A 21569-nucleotide genomic window follows, 5' to 3' on the forward strand; every position below is an offset into this window, starting at 1 on the left:
GGACCTCAGCCGACTGGCGGGACCAGCCGTCGGTCGTCGCTGAGAAACGTCCGGACACCCAGCAACACCACCACCAGCGCGGTCACCGCCGCCGTCCCCAGGATGAGGAACAGGATGGCCACCTGGATCAGCGCCGCCTGGAGTGGGTCCACCCCGGCCAGGATCAGGCCGGTCAGGGCCCCGGGCAGGAACACCACGCCGGCCGACCGGGTGATCTCGATCTGGGGCCGCAGTGCCAGCCGCAGGGCGTCGGAGGTCACGTCGCGCACGGCTCGACCCGGTCCGAAGCCAAGGGCGAGCATGGCCTCGACCTCGCCGGCCCGGTCCCGGATGCCGTCCACCAGGCGGGTAGCTGCCACCACCACGACCTTCAACGAGTTGCCGACAACCATGCCGGAGACCGGTACAAGCACCCGTGCCTCCAGCGGAAGAATCCCGAAGGCGAATACGGTGGCCAGCGAGACCGACAGGCCCAGTGCGGCGCCCCCGGTCGTCATCAGGCCGAGGCCCCGGAGTCGGGGCTCGCGACGACGGGCTGCGTCGCCGGCCATCGGGACCATGGCGACCACCCAGGCCCAGGCCCAGAGGATCGATGTTCCCTCGTCCAGCAGCAGGGTCAGGGCCCAGCCGGCCAGCACCAGCTGCGCGATGGCGCGGACCGTAGCCACGAGCAGCGCCCGCTCCAGCCCTAGGTGGCGTACCACCGAGACGCCCGCCGCCACGGCCACCGGGACGAGCGAGGCGACCAGCCCCCACCAGCCGATGTCCATGTCGGTCACCGTCGCACCGTAGCCAGCAACCACCGGGCGGTGCATCCACCTCCAGGTGCCCACAACCCCGGCCTTGGGGAGTGCCGCGGCGACCCATATCCTGTTAGGCATGCTGAACAGGCGCACCCATGTGCCCCGGGCGACGGCCGAGGGGCTCGAGGTGTCGGACCTGTCGGTCGCCTACGACGGTCCACCCGTCCTCACTCTTGTGTCGCTGGAGGTGGCCGCCGGCGAGGTGGTAGCCCTGCTCGGACCCAGCGGGTGTGGCAAGACCACGTTGCTGCGCACCATCGCCGGCCTCGAGCGCCAGCAGACCGGCACGGTGCGCCTCGGTGACCGGGTGCTCAGTGACGGCACCACGTTCGTGCCACCGGAGAAGCGCCGCATCGGCATGGTCTTCCAGGACGGCGCCCTGTTCCCCCACCTCGACGTGGGCCAGAACGTGGCCTACGGCCTGCCCCGTGCCGAACGCCGTTCCACACGGGTGGCCGACACCCTGGAGCTGGTCGGGCTGGCCGGCATGGTCGACCGCATGCCCGGCTCGCTCTCGGGCGGCCAGCAGCAGCGCGTGGCGCTGGCCCGGGCACTGGCTCCACGGCCCGGCGTCCTGCTCCTGGACGAACCCTTCTCCAGCCTCGACACCTCGCTCCGGGTCCAGGTCAGGAGCGAGATCCACCACCTGCTCCTGGAGTTGGGGGTGACCACGGTGTTCGTCACGCACGACCAGGAGGAGGCCTTCGTACTGGGCGACCGGGTGGCCGTCCTGAACGACGGACGCCTGGCCCAGGTCGGGACACCTGACGAGCTCTACCGCCATCCGGTCGACCGCTGGGTGGCGACCTTCGTCGGTGACGCCAACCTGATTCCGGTGGCCAAGGCGATCGGAACGTGTCGCACGGCGGTGGGCGACGTGCCGGTGGCCGAGGGCGTGGACGGACCAGCCGAGCTGCTCCTGCGCCCCGAGGACATACGGGTGGCCGACGGCGAGGACGGAATCGTCGAGCTGGTCGAGTACTACGGCCACGATGCGATGGTCCTGGTCCGCCTCCAGGATGGCACCTCTATACGAGTCAGGACCGGGTCCGACCTGGCCCACCAGCGCGGCGACGCGGTCGGTGTGACATATGTCGGCCCCGGTGCCGTGGCCCTCGGGGTTTGATCGCCGACCTGTAGTTGTTAGGTTCCCTTCACGCTCTGTTAGGGCACCCTTACACCTACATGCCAAGATGGCTAACCCCTCCTCATGAACGAACGCAGCCTCCGACGACTGTCCCAACGGATGGCCGCCACGGCGACGGTCATCCTCCTCACCCTCGGCCTCGGTGCATCGGCCACGGCCTGTGGAGACGGCGACCCCGAGTCGCTGGTCGTCTACTCCGGCCGCAGCGAGAAGTTGGTCGGTCCGATCCTGGATGCCTTCACCGCGGAGACTGACATCCGCCTGAAGGTGCGCTACGGCTCGTCCAACGACCTGGCCCTGCTGCTGGCCGAGGAGGGCGACAAGACACCCGCAGACGTGTTCCTCTCGCGAAGCCCCGGCCCGGCCGGCTACCTGGACGACCTCGGCATGCTCTCGGTCGTCGCCGACCACGTTCTGGAACGGGTGGCCGACGGCGACCGCTCGCCTGACGGCACCTGGGTCGGCTTCGCCGGCCGGGGCCGGGTCCTCGTCTACAACATCGACAAGGTGGACGCCGCCGACCTACCCGACTCGGTATTCGACCTGACCAGTTCCGAGTACGCCGGCCGGGTGGCCGTACCGGGCTCCAACTCCTCGTTCCAGGACTGGTTCACCTTGTTCCGGCTGCGCAACGGCGACGACGTGGCGATCGAATGGCTGGACGCCATGGTGGCCAACGGCTCCCGCTTCTACCCGAAGAACGGCGCCATCGTGGAAGCCGTGGGCCGCAACGAGATCCAGTTCGGCCTCGTGAACCACTACTACAACTTCCAGAAGGTGGCGGCCAACGGTGGCTCCCAGCGCTCGGCCAACCACGGCTTCGCCCCGCGCGACGACGGCGGCCTCATGATCATCGCAACGGCGGCGGTGCTCAGCCAGAGCGACGAGAAGGACGCCGCCAACCGACTCCTGGCCCACCTCCTGAGCGATGAGCAACAGGCCTACCTGACCAACAAGGTGTACGAGTACCCGCTTGCCCTCGGCGTCGCCCCGGCCGACGTCCTCCCGCCAGCTCCGGCCGACCGGGTGGGTGCCGTGGACATCGACGACGTGGCCGCCGAATTCACCCGGACCATCGAGATCATCGAGGCCAGCGGCATCCTCGACCAATGACCGCCGGAGCCACGGTGGCCAGCCGTCGACGGGACCGATGGCGGTCCGGCCCGTCGTGACGATGGCCGCCACCGATGCTCCACGGACGGGGGCCGTCCAACGCCGGGTGGGCGTACGGCGGCCCCCCAGAACCCTCACCGCGGCGGCACTCGCGGTCGCTGCGCTCTTCGCCCTACCCGGCGGCTACGTGGTCTGGCGGGTCATCGGCGGCTCGGCCTCGCCGATCGCCCTGCTGGCCTCGCGCCGGACCCTCGAACCCCTGTGGCGCACCATCCAGCTGGCCGTCCTCGTCTCGGCCTCCTCCGCGGTGCTCGGCACCGGCCTGGCGTGGCTGACCACCCGGACCGACATTCCGCTGCGTCGCTTCTGGCGCATCGTCGTACCGCTCCCGCTCGTCTACCCGAGCTTCGTGGGGGCAGCCGCGTTCATCTCCGGGCTGACACCGGGTGGGATCGTCGACGACCTGGCCGGCGGGCTGGGGATCGACCTCTCCATCCGACTCCACGGGCTGACCGGGGCGTGGCTGGTGCTCACCCTGTTCACCTACCCGTACGTGTACCTCCCGGTTGCCGCACGCCTGACCGCGCTGCGGGGAGCCTTCGAGGAGAACGCACGCCTGCTCGGCGACGGACCGGGGCGGGTCTTCGCCCGTGTCGTGCTCCCCCAGGTCTGGTCATCGATCGCCGCCGGATCGCTGCTGGTGTTCCTGTACACGGTCTCGGACTTCGGTGCCGTGCACCTCATGCGGTTCGAGACGCTCACCCAGACGATCTTCCGGACCCGGCTGTTCGACCGGGACCGGTCGTTCGCCTTGGCCCTCGTGCTCCTGGTTCTGGCGCTGCTGGTGGTGGCCGCCGAACGCACCGTGGCCCGGGCCGGCCAACGACGGGGAGCGCGGCTGGACGTGGTGGGCGAACGACGGGCCCTCGTCGTGCCGCTGAGAGGCTGGACCGCGCCGGCCCTGGCCGCCACGACCTCGGTGGTCGGTGTGGCCCTCGTCGCACCGGCGGTGTCGCTGGCCGACTGGGGACTGTTCGGCCTCCTGCGGGCCCGTCGCGACGGCGCTCCGCTCCGCCTCGATTGGAACGACGTCCTGGGCCCCACCTGGAACACGGTCTGGATCAGCGTGGTGACCGCCATGGTGGCGGTCGCCGTGGTGCTCCCCGTGGCCTACCTGCTGGCCCGTCACCGCAGCAGGCTGGGCGAGGTGGTCAACGCCGTCGTGGTGGCCGGGTTCGCCATCCCGGGCCTGGTGGTTGCGCTCTCGCTGGTCTTCTGGACGATGCACGCCTCGCCGTTCGAGTTCCTCATCGGCTCCATGCCCGTGCTGGTCTTCGCCTACGTCGTCCACTTCGGGGCCCAGGCCATGCGTACCGCGCAGGTTGCCGTCGGAACCGTTCCGCTACGCATGGACGACGCCGCCCGCCTCCTGGGCGCCGGCCGCCTTCGACGCCTGACCACCGTGGACCTCCCGCTGATGGCTCCCGGCCTGGCTGCCGGAGCGGGCCTCGTGATGCTCTCCACCATGAAGGAGCTGCCGGCCACCCTGCTGGCCTCACCCATAGGGTTCCAGACGCTGGCCACCCAGATCTGGAACACCTACGAGGCTCTGTTCCTACCGGAGACTGCGATCCTCGCCCTGGTGCTGCTGGGCATCAGTGCGGCCCTCACCTGGCTGCTGGTGGTGCGCCACAGCGAGCACCTGCGCTGACGCCCCCAGTGCCGTACTCCCGAACGGCCGGCAGGCCGGGCGGTCAGCGTGTGGTGACGAGGATCCGGTCGGCCACGTACTGCTCCACCTCAACCCGGCAACCGCCGATCTCGACGGTTACGGCGCCATCGGCCGAAGCGGTGACTGCACCCTGCTCGCCCGGCATGAGGCTGGAGACCTCCAGGAACTCCAGCAGCCCCTCGGCGAACTCCAACTCCTCGGGGATCCGACTCACCGTGAACGACTCCCCCACCCCGATGTCGGCCAACTGTCGGGTGTCGGGCTCACGGTAGGAGCTCCCGGGAATCGGGTTGCCGTGCGGGCAGGTGGTCGGCTGGCCCAGCAGGCGATCCAGCGCCGACTCCACGGCAGGCGAGATGACGTGCTCCCACTTGCCGGCCTCGTGGTGCGCCTCGGTCCAGGAGAGGCCCAGGACGTCGGTCAGGAACCGCTCGGCCAGCCGATGTCGTCGCACCACCGAGGTGGCCAACTCCCGCCCATCCTCGGTGAGGAGGATCACATGGTCGTCGCTGGTGACCAGGCCCTCCTTCTCGAGGCGCTTGACCATCTCGGACACCGCCGGTCGGCTCACCTCGAGGCGCTCGGCGATCCGGGCCTGTATGACGTCCAGGTCGTCCTCGGCGAGCTCGAAGATCGTCTCGCAGTACTCCTCGAAGGCCGGGTGGTACTCCGGCGTCTCGTACGGCACGTCCCGAGTCTACGCCCCGTCCCCGCCGCCGGATCCGGGCGACTGGCAGGTGCAGGACCGGCATCAGCCCAGGGTCCAGTCGGCATCAGCCGCCCCAGGACAGCCCGACCAGGTCCTCGCTGGCAGACCACAACGCGGCCGCCGTGTCGTCGTCGAGGATCCACGGTGAGATCCCGCGACCACCCGGACCGGTACCGGGCTCGCCCTCGGGTACCCCCAGCTGGCAGTCGCCCAGGTAGGCACCGCCGTGGGCGTCCAGTTCGGGAGCGGTAGCCGCCCACACGCTGGTGGCCGCGCCGGCCTCCACCGCCTTGGGGGTCATCCCCGACGTGTCCACAGCGGCCGATATCTGGGCCCGGCGGCGCTCCTTGAGGCGTTCGTAGGCCACCTCGTCCAGGTGCCTGCTCAACTCGGTCATGATCACGCCCGGGTGGACGGCGAGGGCCCGCACGCCACCTCCACCGACCCGGCGGTCCAACTCGCGTGCGAACAGGGCGTTGGCCGACTTGGACTGGCCGTATGCAGCCCAACCCTCGTAGTCACGGCGCTCGAACATCAGGTCGTCGAGGTCGACGCCACAGATCCCGTGGGCCCCGGACGAAAGGCAAACCACCCTCGACGGGGCCGCGGTGGTAAGGGCAGGTAGCAGTAGGCCGGTCAGCAGGAAGTGGCCGAGGTGGTTGACGCCGAACTGCTGCTCGAAGCCGTCGGCCGTGGTACCGAACGGGGTGCACATGATCCCGGCGTTGTTGACGAGCACGTGGAGGCCGTCGTGGTCGGCCAGGAATCCCCCGGCAAAGTCCCTCACGGCGGCCAGCGAGCCAAGGTCCAGCTCCCGGAGCTCCAGGTCGGCAGAGGGGTGTCGATCCCGGATGCGACCGGCCGCCTCCTCATTCTTCGCCGGGTTCCGCGCCGCCATGACCACCGACGCACCGGCGGCGGCGAGCGCACGCGCCGTCTCCTCGCCGAGCCCACCGGATGCACCGGTGACCACCATCCGACGACCGGACAGGTCGAGGCCTGCCAGCACCTGGTCCGTCGTGGTATCCCGGTCCCAGTCGCCCATCGCCGCCTCCGGTCATCGTCTCTAGTAATCGCCAGTCGACAACGCAGGCTGATCCCCACCGGGCGCGATGTGCCGTCGGCCACCTTGCGGCGAGACGATAGGCGACCCGGTGCGGTCGGTCGCCACCGTGGGGACGATGATGGTCCGGTGAGCATCGACCCACGCACTCCGGTGATCATCGGCGTCGCCCAGGTCACCGATCGGGTGGACGATCCGGAGTTGGCCCGCACACCCGTCGAGATGATGGCCGATGCCCTGCGCAGTGCGGCCATCGATGCCGGAGCGCCGGCCGCCCTCGCCGGACTCGACCTCGTGGGTGCGGTCGGGGGCATCTGGCGGTATTCCGACCCCGGCCGACAGGTGGCGACGGCGGTCGGGGCCGGAGATGCCGGAACGCTCCTGACCGGCCTCTCCGGCACGTCCCCCCAGCGCCTGCTGGACCACCTGGCCACCCTCATCGCCACAGGCCGGATCGAGGCCGCCGCCATGGTGGGCGGCGAGGCGTTCCGGTCCCGACGAAGGGCGCGGCGCCTGGGCGTCGAGGTGAGGCGCGACGCCGATCCCGACCTGGACCCCGCCGAGCGCTACGAGGGCACCCTGGACATGGCCACCGACCACGAGGCGGGGCGCGGCGTGGTGGAGCCCGGGGTGGTCTACCCGTTGATCGAGACTGCGATCCGCCACGCCCGCGGCGAGTCGGTGGCCGACCACCGATGCCGGATAGGGGCCCTCTGGGCAGGGTTCAACGCAGTGGCCGTGGACAACCCCCACGCCGCGGTACGTAGGCCGATGACCGCAGCCCAGATCGCTACGCCGTCGGAGGACAACCGGATGGTCGCCGCGCCGTACACGAAGGCGATGATGGCCAACAACAGCGTCGACCAGGCTTCCGCCGTGCTGATCGTCTCGGCAGCCAGGGCAGCGTCCCTCGGCGTGCTCCGGGACCGATGGGTGTTCCCCCTGGTCGGGACCAGGGCCGACGACGAGGCATCACCGGGAGCCCGCCGGGACCTCCACCGGTCGCCCGGAGCCAGGGCCGCTGGCAGCCAAGCGCTGGAAACTGCCGGGACGGGCATCGACGACGTGGACCACCTGGACCTCTACGCCTGCTTCCCCGCCTCAGTGCAGGTCTGCGCCCTGGAGCTGGGCCTGGACATCGACCGCCCGTCGGACCGGCCACTCACCGTAACCGGGGGCCTCACCTTCGCCGGAGGCCCCCACAGCAACTACGTGGGCCAGGCCATCGCTGCCATGGTCGACCGGCTCCGCGACCGACCGGGGACCGGTCTCGTCTACGGCAACGGCGGCTACCTCGGCAAGCACGCCTTCGGCCTGTACGGCACAGAGCCACCTGCCCAGGGCTATCGGACCGGACAGCCCCGCGTCGACGTGGCTGCTTCGCCCAGCCGGAACCCGGATCCCGACTTCGCAGGCAGGGCCACAATCGACGGCTATTCGGTCTCGCATGACCGCGAGGGCGTACCCACCCGTGCCCTGGTCGCCCTGCTGACCGCCGCAGGCTCCCGGGTGTGGGGTGGCAGCACCGAGCGTGCCACCCTCGATGCCATGGTCGACGAGGAGTTCGTCGGCCGAACGGCAGAACTGGACCCCGACGGTCTCATAGCCATCTGAGTCGACTCTTCTGATACAAGTCCCTCTGACCCGGAGAAAGCCCATGCAGACGCCGATCACCGAAATGTTCGACATCGAGTTCCCGATCGTGGCATTCACCCACTGCCGCGACGTGGTAGCCGCCGTGTCCAGGGCCGGCGGCCTCGGAGTGCTCGGTGCCGTTGGACACGGCGACGCAGCCCTCGAGACCGACCTGGCCTGGATCGAGGACGAGATCGGGGACCGGCCGTACGGCGTGGACCTGATCATCCCCGCCCGGTACGCCGGCTCCGAAGAGGGTGGCCTCCAGGTTGCAGACCTGCTGGCAACCATCCCTGGCGCCCACAGGGAGTTCCTGGACGAGCTGTTGGAGCGCTACGACGTGCCCGAGAACCCTGACGCCGCCGGTGGTTGGGCCGAACAGCCGGGCGACGCCCCGTTCTCGGCCAACAGGGCAATCCGGCAGCTCGACATAGCCCTGGCCCACAGGCCGGCGCTGGTGGCCAACGCCCTCGGCCCGCCACCGCGCGAGATGATCGACCGCTGCCACGAGGCCGGAATCAGGGTGGCCGCCCTGGCCGGCACGAAGGTCCACGCCGAGCGCCACGTGGCCGCCGGTGCCGACATCATCATCGCCCAGGGCACCGAGGGTGGCGGCCACACGGGCCAGATTGGCTCCATGGTCCTGCTGCCCGAGGTGGTCGACGCCGTGGACCCGGTACCGGTGCTGGGCGCCGGTGGCATCGGTCGGGGCCGGCAGATGGCGGCCGCAATGGCGTTGGGAGCAGCCGGCGTGTGGTGCGGCTCGGTGTGGCTCACCACCGAGGAGGCCGAGACCCATCCGGTGGTCAAGGCCAAGATGCTGGCCGCCGGCTCAGGCGACACGCTCCGCTCGCGGTCGATAACCGGCAAGCCGGCTCGCATGCTGCGCACCGCCTGGACCGAGGAATGGGACCGCGACGACACCCCGGCGCCGCTAGGAATGCCGCTGCAACCCATGCTGACCAGCGCCGCCCTGGACCGCATCAACCGGGCCGCACACCACGATGGATCTGGCGCCGAGGACCTCGCCACCTACTTCGTGGGCCAGATAGTCGGCGACATGAACCGCTCGAAGGGCGCAGGCCAGGTGGTGATCGACATGGTCGAGGAGTTCATCGACGCCGCCCAGGCGGTAGCCGCACAGCTCGAGGTCTGAGCGGCGGGAACCGACCGTCGGACGATCGACGGGATCAGGTCCCTACAGGGATCCGATCCAGGTCGTCGGGGAGCAGCACCTCGCCGTCGAAGTGCTCGGAGGCAAGGGCCAGCCATTCGTTGCGCCCGTTCGGCCCGTCAGGATCGGGCCCCGGGGTCGGGACGCAGTGGTTCAGGACAAGGGTGCCCACCCCGGACCGGGCGGCGGTCCGGGCCGCGTCGGCGACCGTCGAGTGGTAGTCGAGGACGTCGTGCAAGCGCGGGACGGGGACGTTCCGGATGACGTCGTCGCGCACCACGGTCTGTACGTAGACATCGGCCCCGGCGCAGAGGTGGTCGAGTCCCTCACACGGCACCGTGTCGCCTGCCAACACCACCGACAGGCCGTCGGCCTCCACGCGGTATGCCACCGTCGGATGCACCGGCCTGTGGTCCGTCGGCGCGGCGATTATCCGCACGCCGTCGTCCACGACCACCTCGCCCATGACGCCCGTGGTCTCGGTGACATGAACCTCGGGACCGGCCACCACGTCGTCGTGGTGGGCCACCCGCCAGCCGATGTCGGGTCCGAGCATCCTCAGAGTGTCGTCAACGAAGCGCTGCGTGCCCTGTGGCCCCACCACCGGGAGGGGCAACGGAGGGAAGCCGGTTATCCAACGCGTGGTGATGACGTCGTTGAGGTCGGTGACGTGATCACTGTGGAGGTGCGTTACGAGCAGGCGCTCGAGCAGCGTCGGCCCCACCCCGGCCGCAGCGAGACGCATCAGGCAGCCTCGGCCGGCATCGATCAGGAACCAGCGGCCGTCCACGCCCACGAGTTGGGACGGTCCGGCACGTTGCGCATCGGGCACGGGACTCCCCGTCCCCACCATTACCAACTCGACAGCCACGGTTCGCTCCGGTGGGCCGACCCGGGTTCAGCTGATGTTGACCAGCTGGCCACCGTCGACCAGCACGGCGTGTCCGGTCAACCAGCTGGCGGCGTCCGACGCCAGGAACAGGGCCGTGTTGGCAATGTCGGCGGGTTCGCCGAGGCGCTTCATCGGCAGGTTCTGGGCTATCGCATCACCCCGGCCGTCCTCCCACAGGGCCCGGGCGAAGTCCGTGCGGATGAGGCCAGGGCACACGGCGTTCACACGCACGGTTGGGCCCATCTCGGCGGCCAACTGCTCGGTGAGGTGGATGAGCGCCCGCTTGGTGAGGTCGTAGACGCCGAGGATGGCGTTGGTCCCAAAGGCGCCGACCGATGAAATATTGATAACCGCTCCTCCGTGTTCCTTCATCCAGGCGTTCCAGCAGGCCTGGGTCCAGACCAGCGGCGTCGTGAGGTTGGTGGCGAAGGTCTTCTCCCAGCGGGGCAGGTCGATGTCGATGACCGGACCGGCGTACGGGTTGGTGGCCGCGTTGTTGACCAGCACGTCGATGGCGCCAAAGGCCTCCAGCGTGCCGTCCAGGACACGCTGCATGTCCTCGGTCTTACCGACGTGGCCGGCGACGTAGGCCAGGTCACCACCGGTGGAGTCCTGCAGCTCCTCCACGGTGGCCGCACAGGTCTCCTCGTTGCGGCTGGTGATCATCACCTTCGCTCCGGCACCGGCCATGGCGGCGGCGATGCCACGACCGATTCCACGTGATCCACCGGTGACGATGGCGACCTTGCCGTCAAGGGAGAGTTCCATGCGGCGACCCTAGCCACGGACCCCGACGCCGATCTCAGCGGGGCCGCGGCCCGGCCCCGTCGCCGACCCCGGTGGGGTCGCGGGCGAAACGGTCAGCCGACGCGTCGGTCGTGGCCCTCCCAGTAGGGCTCGCGGAGCTCCCGCTTGAGGATCTTGCCGGACGGGTTGCGGGGGATCGCCTCGACGAAGTCGACCGACCGGGGAAGCTTGAACCCGGCGAGGCGCTCCCGGGCGTGGGCCAGGATCTCGTCGGCGGTGACGCCGGAGTCGGGCACGGGGACGACCAGGGCCTTGCCGACCTCGCCCCACTTCTCGTCGGGCACGCCGATGACCGCCACGTCGGCGATCCCCTCATGGGCCATGAGGGCGTTCTCGATCTCGGCCGGGTAGACGTTCTCGCCACCCGAGATGATCATGTCCTTAACCCGGTCGTGGATGTAGAGGTACCCGTCCACCATGTAGGCGGCATCCCCGGACCGCAGCCAGCCGTCACCCGGCATGGCCTTGGTCGTCTCCTCGGGCATGTTCCAGTAGCCCTTCATGATCCCGCCGTGGCGCATCCAGACCTCGCCGACCTCACCGTCGGGCATCGGCTCGCCGGACTCCGGATCGACGATCTTCATCTCCATGCCGCGGATCGGCTTGCCGGCCGAACGCAGGAGGCCGGGGTCGGCATCGGCGCCGTGGTCCTCGGGAGGGAGGGTCGTGCCGGCCCCGCATGTCTCGGTCATGCCGTACACCTGGAAGAACTTGCAGCCGAACTGCTCCATCGACTTGACGAGCACGTCCTCGGTGATCGGCGAGGCCCCGTAGGCGATGTACTGCATGGTCGAGAGGTCGATGCCGTCGCTGGGGACCATGAGGAAGAACTGGAGGATGGCCGGCACGAAGATCGCATGCGTGCAGGCCTCGGACTCCACGATCTGCAGGCCGGCCACCGGGTCGAACTCCCGCATCATCACCGTCACGGCGCCGTTGGCCATCCCGAACAACGCCCAACCACTGCCCGCTATGTGGAAGAGCGGCATGACGCAGAGGTTGCGGGAGTCCTCGCCCATGTCCCAGTCCACGGTGGCGAACAGGGCCTGGAAGTTGGCGTTGGTGAGCTGGGCGCCCTTGGGCAGGCCGGTGGTCCCCGAGGTGTAGAGCTGGGCGGCCACGTCCTCGTCGGTGGATCCGACGCGCTGGAATGCGCCGTCGTGGGCATCGCGCCAGGCGTCGTAGGAGGCATGTGAATCGTGTGAACCGATCACCACGATCCGCGTGGTGTGGACCAGGTCGGCCTCGAAGGTCGCCAGGTGTCCGGCGAACTCCTCGTGGACTATCAGGACCTTCGCCTGGGAGTCGTTGATGATGTAGGCCATCTCCGGCGGAGCCAACCGCCAGTTCACCGCCACGGTGACGGCGTTCACGTAGGCGGCACCGAAGGCCAACTCGAAGAACTCGATCGAGTTCTTGTCGATGAACGCCACCCGATCCTGGGACCCGACGCCGTCGGCGACCAGTGCGTTGGCCACCTGACCGGCCCGCCGCTGCATCTCGTTCCACGACACCCGGTCGTCGCCCAGGACGACCATGTCGCTGTCCCCCAGGGCCGCAGCCCCCAAGTCGATCACGTCCGTGTAGTTCTTGACTCGCGATAGGTCCATGGCGCCGAACCTACACCCGGCCCCTACGGCGCGTCACCGCCGGTGGGCCTGCTGTTACCCGGCGGAACTACCGTCGACGAGCATGGGCCTGGAGATGGACATGATGGCGTCGCCCCTCCCGCTGAGGGAGGTCAGCGGCCTGGCCACCCGGGCCGAGGAGGCGGGCTTCGGGACCCTCTGGTTCACCGAGGGCGCCCGCACCGCCTACCTGTCGTGCACCGCATCGGCGCTGGCCACCGAGCGGCTGAGCCTGGGCACGGCCATCGCGGTGGCCTTCCCCCGGAGTCCCATGGTCACCGCCGAGGTTGCATGGGAGCTGGCCGAGGCGACCGGCGGCCGCTTCGTGGTCGGCCTGGGCACCCAAGTGAAGGCTCACGTGGAACGCCGCTACAGCAGCGAGTACGTGCCGCCCGGCCCGCGGCTGCGGGAGTACGTGCTGGCCATGCAGGCAATCTTCCGGGCCTTCAGGGGCACCGAGAAGTTGTCGTTCGACGGAGACCACTACTCGTTCTCGCTGCTACCCGGCATGTGGTCGCCGGGCCCCATCGACGTTGACGACCCGCCCATCTACGTCTCGGCGGTTCTGCCGTGGATGAGCCGGATGGCCGGTGCCGTGTGCGATGGCGTGCACATCCACCCGATGCACTCGCCCGGATGGCTGGTCGACGTACAGGTTCCCCTGATCGCGGAGGGTGCGGCCTCGGAGAGCCGCACGCTGGACGACGTGACCCTGGTCTGTCCGGTGATCATCGCCGTGGGCGACTCCGACGAGGAGATCCATGCCATGCGGGAGCGAAACAGGGCCACGATCGCCTTCTACGGCTCGACGCCCAACTACGCACCGGTCCTGGAGCACCACGGCTTCGACGGCCTCCAGGGTGGGCTGAACTCGCTCCAGCGGACGGGCGACCTGGCGGGCATGGTCGACCTGGTCACCGACGACGTGCTCGACCACTACACGGTCAGCGCAAGATGGGCGGACCTGGGCGGCGTGCTGGCCGACCGCTACCGGGGGGTGGCGCCGAACCTGCGGGTCATGACGTACACCGCCCTGGACCACTGGCGCCGGGACCCCAACCTGCTGGACCGCTGGTCGGACGTGGTCCGCGACCTACGGGACTCCGACTGAAGCCTCCGGTCCACGCCGGCACCGGCCCCCAGAAGGCTCAGACAAGCTTGGACTCCGAGGCGATCTCGAACTTGTCGACCGACATGCCGGTGACGCCACAGCCCCGGATGGCCTTCTGGAAGATGCCCATGTGGGGCGCCTTCATGTGGGCTCCCAGGGCCTCGTCGGACTCCCACTTCTCGAAGATCCGGATGGTCCCGAGCTCCTTAGGATCGGCGCTCAACACGTAGTCGATGCAGCCGTCCTCGGCCTGGGTGGCCTCCATGAGCGGCACGATGGCGGCCAGCATCTCGTCGGTCCTGTCGGGGTCGAGGGTGATGGTGCCGGCGATGACGAGCATGGTTGGACCTCCGGGGTCGTGCCTTCGTTGGTCGAGGCTTCATTAGTCGAATGGGTCGGCGCGGAGCGTACTGTCGGACCTTCCCGGAGACGGAAGCGGGACCCGACGAGACCCCCGGGAGGAGGCGACGGCATGGACGAGCACCTGGCCACCGGCCCTGACGGCGTCGTGCGGTGCTGGTGGCCCGGCGGACACGACGACTACCTCGCCTACCACGACCACGAGTGGGGCCGCCCGGTGGTCGACGACGTCCGCCTGTTCGAAAAGGTCTGTCTGGAGGGATTCCAGGCCGGCCTGTCGTGGCTGACCATCCTCCGCAAGCGGGACAACTTCCGGGCGGCCTTCGCCGGGTTCGATCCCACGCTGGTTGCCGGGTTCGGCCCGTCCGATGTCGAACGATGCCTCGGTGATGTCGGCATCGTCCGGCACCGGGGAAAGATCCAGTCCACGATCAACAACGCCGGGCGCGCCCTGGAGCTTGCCGGGGAGTTCGGGTCGCTGGCCGCCTACCTGTGGGGGTTCGAACCCGCCGACCACCTCCGGGCCGCCGTCGGAGACGTCCCGTCCTCCACGCCCGAATCGACCGCGCTTAGCCGCGACCTCAAGCGGCGGGGCTGGTCGTTCGTCGGGCCGACGACGGTGTACGCCCTCATGCAGGCCATGGGAATGGTCAACGACCACCTGGAGGGCTGCGCGTTCCACGACGTGGTCGAAGGTGAGCGCTCGGCACTGGTCCGTCCGACCCCGACTGGCAGCCGGGCGTGAGCCTCCGGCTTTCGGTCCTGGACCAGTCGCCGGTCCCCGAGGGCTCGACGCCGGGCGACGCCCTGCGCAACACCATCGACCTGGCCCGACGCTGTGAGGCCATGGGCTACCACCGCTACTGGGTGGCCGAGCACCACGGCATGACCGGCCTGGCCGGATCCAGCCCCGAGGTCCTCATCGGGTCGATCGCCGGGGCCACCCGGCGGCTGCGGGTGGGCTCCGGCGGGGTGATGCTCACGCACTACGCGCCGCTGAAGGTGGCCGAATCGTTCTGCGTGCTGGCCTCCCTGCATCCCGGCCGCATCGACCTCGGGGTGGGACGGGCCCCCGGTTCGGACCACCTCACGGCCGCGGCCCTGGCCCGGGGTGGCGCCCGGACCGCCCTGGAGAACTACCCGAACCAGATCCAGGAACTGGTCCACCTGGTCGACGACACCCTGCCGGCCGACAGCCCCATACAGGGGGTGCGGGCCACCCCACGGCCGGAGGAGCCGCCCGAGGTGTGGATTCTGGCGTCCAGCCCCGACTCGGCGGCCTTCGCCGCCCACTTCGGCCTGCCCCTGGGCTGGGCCGACTTCATCGCTCAGGTGGACGGTGCGCCGATCGTCGACGCCTACCGTCGGCAGTTCCAGCCGTCGCGCGGGTGTCCGGAGCCCCGGGTGCTGGTGTGTGCCAGCGCTGTGGTCGCCGCCACCGACGCCGAGGCCGACGCCATCGTGGCCGCCGTCCGTGCCTGGAGGGCCGCCGGGCTGCGCGGCCCGATCCCGGCCGCTCCCAGCGGTTCCACGTCGGCAAGGGTGGCCGTGCAAACCGGACGTCGTTCGATCGCCAATGGTTCACCCACCCGGGTGGCAGACCGCCTGCGCCAACTGGTCGACGGGTTCGGCGCCGAGGAGCTGATGGTGGTCACCATCTGCCACGACCACGAGGCCAGGGTCCACTCCTACGAGCTGCTGGCCGCCGAGTTCGGCCTCGCGACCGGCGCCGTGGAGGAGACCGGGTGACCGACACGACGACGGCCACGCTGGCCGACTGCATACCGGCCGGTACCGAACCGGACCGGGTGGCCGACCTGTTCCTCGACTGGACCGCCGAGCGGAACCTGGAGCTCTACGAGGCCCAGGAGGAGGCCATCCTGGAGATCCTGGGCGGCAGCCACGTCATCCTGGCCACGCCCACCGGTTCCGGGAAGTCCCTTGTCGCCACCGCCGCCCACGCTGCGGCCATGGCCCGGGGCGAGCGGAGCATCTACACCGCCCCCATCAAGGCACTGGTGAGCGAGAAGTTCTTCGCCCTGGCCCGGGACTTCGGTCCCGAGCACGTGGGCATGGTCACCGGCGATGCCTCGGTGAACGCTGACGCCCCGATCATCTGCGCCACGGCCGAGATCCTGGCCCACCAGGCCCTCCGGGAGGGTGCGGTCTGTCCGTTCGGGCTGGTGGTGGCCGACGAGTTCCACTTCTACGGCGACCCGCAGCGCGGCTGGGCGTGGCAGGTACCGCTCCTGGAGTTGCCCCACGCCCAGTTCCTGCTCATGTCGGCCACGCTCGGGCCGACGGCCCGATTCACCCTCGACCTGACCCGACGGACCGGGCGTCCCGCGGTCACCGTGGCGGGCAGCGTCAGGCCGGTGCCGCTCACCTTCGAGTACCGGGAGACCCCGCTCCACGAGTCGATCACCGAGCTGGTCGACACTGACCGCGCACCCGTCTACATCGTCCACTTCACCCAGAAGGCGGCATCCGAGAAGGCCCAGGATCTGTGCAGCATCGACGTGCTCACCAAGGACCAGAAGGCGGCCGTCCGTGAGGAGGTGGGCGGCTTCCGCTTCGACACGCCCATAGGGAAGGACCTAAAGCGCTTCATCGGCCACGGCATCGGCCTGCACCACGCCGGAATGCTCCCCCGCTACCGGCTGCTCATCGAGAAGTTGGCCCAGGCCGGCCTGCTGAAGTTGATCTGCGGCACCGACACCCTCGGCGTAGGCGTCAACGTGCCCATCCGGACAGTGCTGTTCACCCAACTCTGCAAGTACGACGGCATCTCCACGCGTCTGCTGGGCAACCGCGAGTTCGCCCAGATCTCCGGACGCGCCGGTCGGCGCGGCTTCGACGACGAGGGCCACGTCTGGGTCCAGGCCCCGGTGCACTGGATCGAGAACCTGCGTGCCGATGCCAGGGTGGCGGCCGACCCACACAAGAAGAAGAAGTTGGTGAGGAAGAAACCCCCCGAACGGGGCTACGTCCACTGGAACGAGGATTCCTTCCAGAAGATGGTCGACGGATCGCCCGAGCCGCTGCTCTCCAGCTTCGGCGTGAACCACCAGATGGTCATGAACGTGTTGTCCCGACCCGGCGACGGATGCCGTGACCTCCGAAACCTGCTGCTGGACAACCACGAGCCGCGGGAACGACAGCGCCGACACGTGCGCAAGGCCATCGGCATCTACCGCTCGCTGCGCGAGGCCGGCGTCATCGACGAGCTGGATGAGCCTGACGACGAGGGCCGTATGGTCGCCGTCGGCGTCGACCTCCAGGACCGGTTCGCACTCCACCAGCCGCTATCGCTGTTCGCCCTGGAGGTCATTCCCGAGTTGGCCGACCGGCCTAGCGATGCCGAGTCAACAGACGGACCCGAACCGGCAGACGGACCCAAGCCTGCAGGCACGACCGATCCTGATGCAGCGGCGCGCGAACACGCCCTGGACGTGCTGTCGGTGATCGAGTCCGTGCTTGAGGACCCCGGGGTGGTCATCGCCGCCCAGGTCAACCGGCTCCGCGGCGAACTGGTGGCCCGACTCAAGATGGAGGGCGTCGAATACGAGGAGCGGATGGAGCGCCTCGACGAGGTCGAGGCGCCAAAGCCCCTGCGGGAGTTCCTGTACGGCACCTTCGACGTGTTCCGCAACCACCACCCGTGGGTGGGCGACGAGAACGTGAAGCCCAAGTCGGTGGCCCGCGAGCTCTACGAGACCGGCTTCGACTTCCGCCAGTACATCGAGCACCACGGCCTGAAGCGCTCCGAGGGCGTCGTCCTGCGGTACCTCAGCCAGGCCTACAAGGCGCTCGTCCAGAACGTGCCGGAGGGCTCCAAGACCGAGGCCCTCTACGACCTGGAGGCGTGGCTGGGCGAGACCGTCCGCCAGGTCGACTCCAGCCTCCTGGACGAGTGGGAGAAGCTCCGGAGTCCCGAGGACGAACCGGACGTGCAGGGCGGGCCGCCGACAGGATCAGAACCGGAGCGTCCCGACGTGACCCGCAACGGCCGTGCCTTCCAGATCATGGTCCGCAACGAGGTGTTCCGGTGGGTGCAGCTGCTGGCACACCGCCGTCTCGACGACCACGAGGCGCTGGCCGACGTGCCGACCGTGGGCGACGGACGACGGACGGCCGACGACGTCACCGACGCCATCGCCCCCTACTGGGAGGAGAATGGCGTCATCCCGACCGACACACATGCCCGCGGCGGCAGCTTCTTCGTCCTGGACGACTCCGGCGCCGACCGGTGGCCGGTCCGACAGACGATCGCCGACCCCGAGGAGCACCACGAGTGGGTGCTCGAGGGAGAGGTCGACCTGGCCGCCTCCCGGGAGGAGGGCCGGGCCGTGGTCCGCCTGGGGGCGATCCGCCGCCTCTGAGGCGGAGAACTAGAACTCCCGTTCTGCCACGAAACGGGCCAGCCGGGCAAGCTCCTCGACGGCTGGATCCACCAGCCCCACGCCAGAGACGGCGTCGAGCGCGGCATCCAGGTGCTTCCGTGCCTCGGCCACCGTGCGATCCCGTCCACCGGCCGATTCGATCGCCGCAGTGGCCCGGCCAACGTCTGCGTCGGTCAGGTCACGGTCGAGGTCGTAGACCGCCCGAAGCCGCTCGGCCGCATCGTCACGGCCGGACAGCACGATGGCCACCGGCATCGACTTCTTCCGCTCCCGGAGGTCGTTACCGGCTGCCTTGCCGGTGACCGCCGGATCGCCCCATATGCCCAGCACGTCGTCGACCGCCTGGAATGCGAGGCCCAACTCACGCCCGTAGGCCTCCAGCGCATCCACCTCTCCACAGCCGGCACCGGCCAGAACCGCCCCGACCGAGGCCGAGTAGCCGAGCAGTGCACCCGTCTTGTCAGCCTCCATGGCCAGGCAGGCGTCAAGGTCTACGTCAGCCAGGTCATCGAAGGCCATGTCTGCGGCCTGGCCGGCGATCATCGCCGCCGTGGCCTCCACCAGCCGTGTGGCCGCCGACACCCGCTCGGGCGTCGGCTCGTCCAGCAGCACCTGGTAGGCGAGGTTGTGGAGGGCGTCGCCCGAGATGACGGCGTCCTCCACGCCGAAGGCGGACCACACGGTCGGCCGGTGCCGGCGCCTGGTGTCGCCGTCGATGATGTCGTCGTGGACGAGGGAGAAGTTGTGGACCAGCTCGGCTGCCACCGCGCCGGGTACCGCAGTGGCGCCGAGCGCGCCGACCGCCTCGGCGGACAGGATCGCCAGGGCCGGCCGCAGCCCCTTGCCGGACTCGGCACCAGACGGCGAGCCATCGGCCTCCACCCATCCGAAGTGGTACCGCGAAGGGAGCCTCAACTCCCCGCAGAGCCGGTCGACGGCGGCCGCCATGGCCGGTTCGACCAGAAGCCTGGCCCGTTCCAGCACCGCCGGTGCGGTCATCAACCCCGCCGGTCCGGCAGGAACCGGAAGGCCTCGCGCACCTCGGCCACCCGGCCCGGATCAACATCGGCGATGACCACGCCCTCGGTGTCGTCGACACCCTCGGCCAGTACCTCGCCCGACGGGTCCACGATGACGCTGTCGCCGACATAGGTCAGACCCTCGGCCTCTCCCACGCGGTTGACGCCCACCACGTAGGCCTGGTTCTCGATCGCCCGGGCCCGCAGCAGCGTCCGCCAGTGGTAGCGGCGCGACGCCGGCCAGTTGGCGACCACCAGGTACACGTCGGTCCTGGTGGCACGTTCCCAGAAGGCATTGGCGAACCGGAGGTCGTAGCAGACGAACAGCGAGACCCGGAGCCCACCGATGTCGACGGTCACCGGCTCGTCGCCGGCCCGGTAGTGCTCGTGCTCGTCGGCGAACGTAAACGGGTGCAGCTTGTCGTAGTGGTGGCGGGTGCCGTCAGGGCCGACCAGCAGGAAGCGGTTCACCGGGTGTGCGTCGTCGCGGTCCCGGGTCGGGATCGAGCCGCCAATCCAGACGCCGTTGGAGGCCGCCCGGTCGACCAGGAACTGCTCGGTCGGGCCGCCCGGAGGCTCGGAGATCCGGTCGGCGGCCAGTGAGAAGCCGGGACCGAACATCTCGGTCAGGACGATGAGGCCGGCACCGTCGGCGGCCGCCTCGGCGATCATCGGGACCAGGCGGGCACATGTGGCCGCGGCGTCCTCCCAGACGATGTCGTGCTGCAGCGCCGCGATCCTCATGGCCTCAGGCTGCCAGACGCGCCAGGCGGTCCATGGCCTCGTGGAGCACCTCGAAGCGCTTGGGGTAGGCGAACCGGACGATGGACCGGCCGGCCTCCTCGTCGTCGTAGAAGACCCGGTTGGGCACGGCCACCACGCCACACCGACCCGGAAGCTCCCGGCAGAAGTCCATGCCGTCGTCGTAGCCCAGACGCCGGACGTCGGCGGTCAGGTAGTAGGTGCCCGGCGCGTCGTACACCTCGAGGCCCGCGGCGGTCAGCCCGACTGCTACCAGGTCCCGCTTGGCACACAGGTCGGCAGCCAGGCCCTCGAAGTAGTCGTCGCCCAGGTTCAGCGCGGTGACCATTGCCCGCTGGAACGGCGCACCGCTGGTGAACGACAGGTGCTGCTTGACGGTGTGGACGGCTCCGACCAGGTCGGTCGGGCCGTGGGCCCAGCCCACCTTCCACCCGGTCAGGCCGAACGACTTGCCGCCGGACGAGATCGTCACCGTGCGCTCCGCCATCCCGGGCAGGGTGGCGATGGGAACGTGCTGCGTACCGTCGTAGGTCATGTGCTCATAGACCTCGTCGGTCACGACCAGCAGGTCGTGCTGGACGGCCAACCGGGCTATCACCCCCAACTCCTCCAGGGAGAAGACCTTGCCCGTCGGGTTGTGTGGCGTGTTGAGCAGAATGAGCCGGGTCTCCGGGCCGATGGCCGCAGCCAGCTGGGCCTCGTCGAAGGAGTAGTCGGGCGCCCGGAGGGTGACGGCCCGTCGTACTCCGCCGGCCAGGGCTATGACCGCGGCGTACAGGTCGAAGTAGGGCTCGAAGACCACCACCTCCTGGCCCTCGGACACCAGCGCCATGATCGCCGCGCCGATGGCCTCCGAGGCCCCCGTCGACACCATCACGTCGTCCGGGTCCACCTCCTGGCCGTAGAACCGGTCCTGGTGTTCGGCCACGGCCCGACGCAGTTCAGGGATGCCGCGGTCCGGCGGGTACTGGTTGTGCCCGGCCCTGATGGCTGCCACCGCGGCGTCGAGCACCTCGGTCGGACCGTCGGTGTCCGGGAAGCCCTGCCCGAGGTTGATAGCCCCCGTCTCGGCGGCCAGCATCGACATCTCAGCGAAGATCGACAGGCGGTGGCCCTGCATCCGGGCAACCAGGTGCGGATTGGGAGGAACCATCATGGTCGACGCTAGCGGCCGCTCGGCTCCGGCCGGGAAGGCGACCGGCCTCCGATGA

General features: G+C 69.6%; 19 protein-coding genes. 9 read left to right on the top strand and 10 right to left on the bottom strand.

From position 1 onward, the window contains the following. Window positions 1-5: 5 nt before the first annotated feature. On the bottom strand, window positions 6-770 hold the full coding sequence (locus MK177_02530) for an ABC transporter permease (GenBank protein ID MCH2426193.1): 765 nt from the start codon (window positions 768-770) through the stop codon (window positions 6-8). Window positions 771-879: 109 nt separating this feature from the next. Between MK177_02530 and MK177_02535 the strand changes: the two genes are divergently transcribed. The 3 genes from MK177_02535 to MK177_02545 all read left to right on the top strand — a co-directional run bounded on the left by MK177_02535 (window position 880) and on the right by MK177_02545 (window position 4774). Continuing rightward, the gene (locus MK177_02535) at window positions 880-1929 is read left to right on the top strand and encodes an ABC transporter ATP-binding protein (protein MCH2426194.1); all 1050 of its coding nucleotides are present in this window, start codon (window positions 880-882) and stop codon (window positions 1927-1929) included. A gap of 120 nt (window positions 1930-2049) precedes the next feature. After that, window positions 2050-3063: an extracellular solute-binding protein gene (locus tag MK177_02540; GenBank protein MCH2426195.1), complete on the top strand. Its 1014-nt coding sequence runs from the start codon at window positions 2050-2052 to the stop codon at window positions 3061-3063. Window positions 3064-3100: 37 nt separating this feature from the next. After that, the gene (locus tag MK177_02545; protein ID MCH2426196.1) at window positions 3101-4774 is read left to right on the top strand and encodes an iron ABC transporter permease; all 1674 of its coding nucleotides are present in this window, start codon (window positions 3101-3103) and stop codon (window positions 4772-4774) included. A 43-nt stretch (window positions 4775-4817) separates the two neighbouring features. Here the strand turns inward: MK177_02545 and MK177_02550 are convergent, their stop codons facing one another. Both MK177_02550 and MK177_02555 read right to left on the bottom strand, forming a co-directional pair. Continuing rightward, entirely contained in the window at window positions 4818-5483 is a 666-nt protein-coding gene (locus MK177_02550) for a metal-dependent transcriptional regulator (GenBank protein ID MCH2426197.1), read from the bottom strand. A gap of 85 nt (window positions 5484-5568) precedes the next feature. After that, window positions 5569-6549, bottom strand: a complete 981-nt coding sequence (locus MK177_02555; protein ID MCH2426198.1) for an SDR family NAD(P)-dependent oxidoreductase — start codon at window positions 6547-6549, stop codon at window positions 5569-5571. 147 nt (window positions 6550-6696) lie between these two features. Between MK177_02555 and MK177_02560 the strand changes: the two genes are divergently transcribed. Together MK177_02560 and MK177_02565 are read left to right on the top strand one after the other, a co-directional pair. Beyond that, entirely contained in the window at window positions 6697-8181 is a 1485-nt protein-coding gene (locus MK177_02560) for a hypothetical protein (GenBank protein MCH2426199.1), read from the top strand. A 43-nt stretch (window positions 8182-8224) separates the two neighbouring features. Next, window positions 8225-9358, top strand: coding sequence for a nitronate monooxygenase family protein (locus tag MK177_02565; protein ID MCH2426200.1), 1134 nt, complete (start codon window positions 8225-8227; stop codon window positions 9356-9358). Window positions 9359-9392: 34 nt separating this feature from the next. Here MK177_02565 and MK177_02570 read toward each other — a convergent pair whose 3' ends face one another. From MK177_02570 to MK177_02580, 3 genes are all read right to left on the bottom strand, one after another. Then, window positions 9393-10208 carry an MBL fold metallo-hydrolase gene (locus MK177_02570; GenBank protein ID MCH2426201.1) on the bottom strand — a complete coding sequence of 272 codons (816 nt, stop codon included), beginning with the start codon at window positions 10206-10208 and terminating at the stop codon, window positions 9393-9395. Between the two features lie 66 nt (window positions 10209-10274). After that, on the bottom strand, window positions 10275-11036 hold the full coding sequence (locus MK177_02575) for an SDR family oxidoreductase (GenBank protein MCH2426202.1): 762 nt from the start codon (window positions 11034-11036) through the stop codon (window positions 10275-10277). A gap of 92 nt (window positions 11037-11128) precedes the next feature. After that, window positions 11129-12685 carry a long-chain-fatty-acid--CoA ligase gene (locus MK177_02580; GenBank protein MCH2426203.1) on the bottom strand — a complete coding sequence of 519 codons (1557 nt, stop codon included), beginning with the start codon at window positions 12683-12685 and terminating at the stop codon, window positions 11129-11131. An 82-nt stretch (window positions 12686-12767) separates the two neighbouring features. Between MK177_02580 and MK177_02585 the strand changes: the two genes are divergently transcribed. Then, a complete protein-coding gene (locus tag MK177_02585; GenBank protein MCH2426204.1) occupies window positions 12768-13814 on the top strand; it encodes a TIGR03617 family F420-dependent LLM class oxidoreductase in 1047 nt (348 codons plus the stop codon). 37 nt (window positions 13815-13851) lie between these two features. Here MK177_02585 and MK177_02590 read toward each other — a convergent pair whose 3' ends face one another. Further along, the gene (locus MK177_02590; GenBank protein MCH2426205.1) at window positions 13852-14154 is read right to left on the bottom strand and encodes an antibiotic biosynthesis monooxygenase; all 303 of its coding nucleotides are present in this window, start codon (window positions 14152-14154) and stop codon (window positions 13852-13854) included. A gap of 132 nt (window positions 14155-14286) precedes the next feature. Between MK177_02590 and MK177_02595 the strand changes: the two genes are divergently transcribed. From MK177_02595 to MK177_02605, 3 genes are read left to right on the top strand one after another with little or no spacing between them, the layout of a single operon-like run. Beyond that, window positions 14287-14919 carry a DNA-3-methyladenine glycosylase I gene (locus MK177_02595; protein MCH2426206.1) on the top strand — a complete coding sequence of 211 codons (633 nt, stop codon included), beginning with the start codon at window positions 14287-14289 and terminating at the stop codon, window positions 14917-14919. Next, entirely contained in the window at window positions 14916-15923 is a 1008-nt protein-coding gene (locus MK177_02600) for an LLM class flavin-dependent oxidoreductase (protein ID MCH2426207.1), read from the top strand. The genes MK177_02595 and MK177_02600 overlap by 4 nt, the downstream gene beginning before the upstream one ends. Next, on the top strand, window positions 15920-18556 hold the full coding sequence (locus MK177_02605) for a DUF3516 domain-containing protein (protein MCH2426208.1): 2637 nt from the start codon (window positions 15920-15922) through the stop codon (window positions 18554-18556). Before MK177_02600 ends, MK177_02605 begins: the two co-directional genes overlap by 4 nt. Window positions 18557-18565: 9 nt before the next feature. Here the strand turns inward: MK177_02605 and MK177_02610 are convergent, their stop codons facing one another. The 3 genes from MK177_02610 to MK177_02620 are packed head-to-tail and all read right to left on the bottom strand — an operon-like array spanning window position 18566 to window position 21514. Then, window positions 18566-19576, bottom strand: coding sequence for a polyprenyl synthetase family protein (locus MK177_02610; GenBank protein ID MCH2426209.1), 1011 nt, complete (start codon window positions 19574-19576; stop codon window positions 18566-18568). Then, window positions 19576-20340, bottom strand: a complete 765-nt coding sequence (locus MK177_02615; GenBank protein ID MCH2426210.1) for a carbon-nitrogen family hydrolase — start codon at window positions 20338-20340, stop codon at window positions 19576-19578. Before MK177_02615 ends, MK177_02610 begins: the two co-directional genes overlap by 1 nt. Window positions 20341-20344: 4 nt before the next feature. Next, complete coding sequence (locus tag MK177_02620; protein MCH2426211.1) at window positions 20345-21514, bottom strand: pyridoxal phosphate-dependent aminotransferase; 1170 nt, start codon at window positions 21512-21514, stop codon at window positions 20345-20347. Window positions 21515-21569 lie beyond the last annotated feature (55 nt).

The sequence above is a fragment of the Acidimicrobiales bacterium genome, assembly GCA_022452145.1.
Taxonomy (GTDB): domain Bacteria; phylum Actinomycetota; class Acidimicrobiia; order Acidimicrobiales; family MedAcidi-G1; genus UBA9410.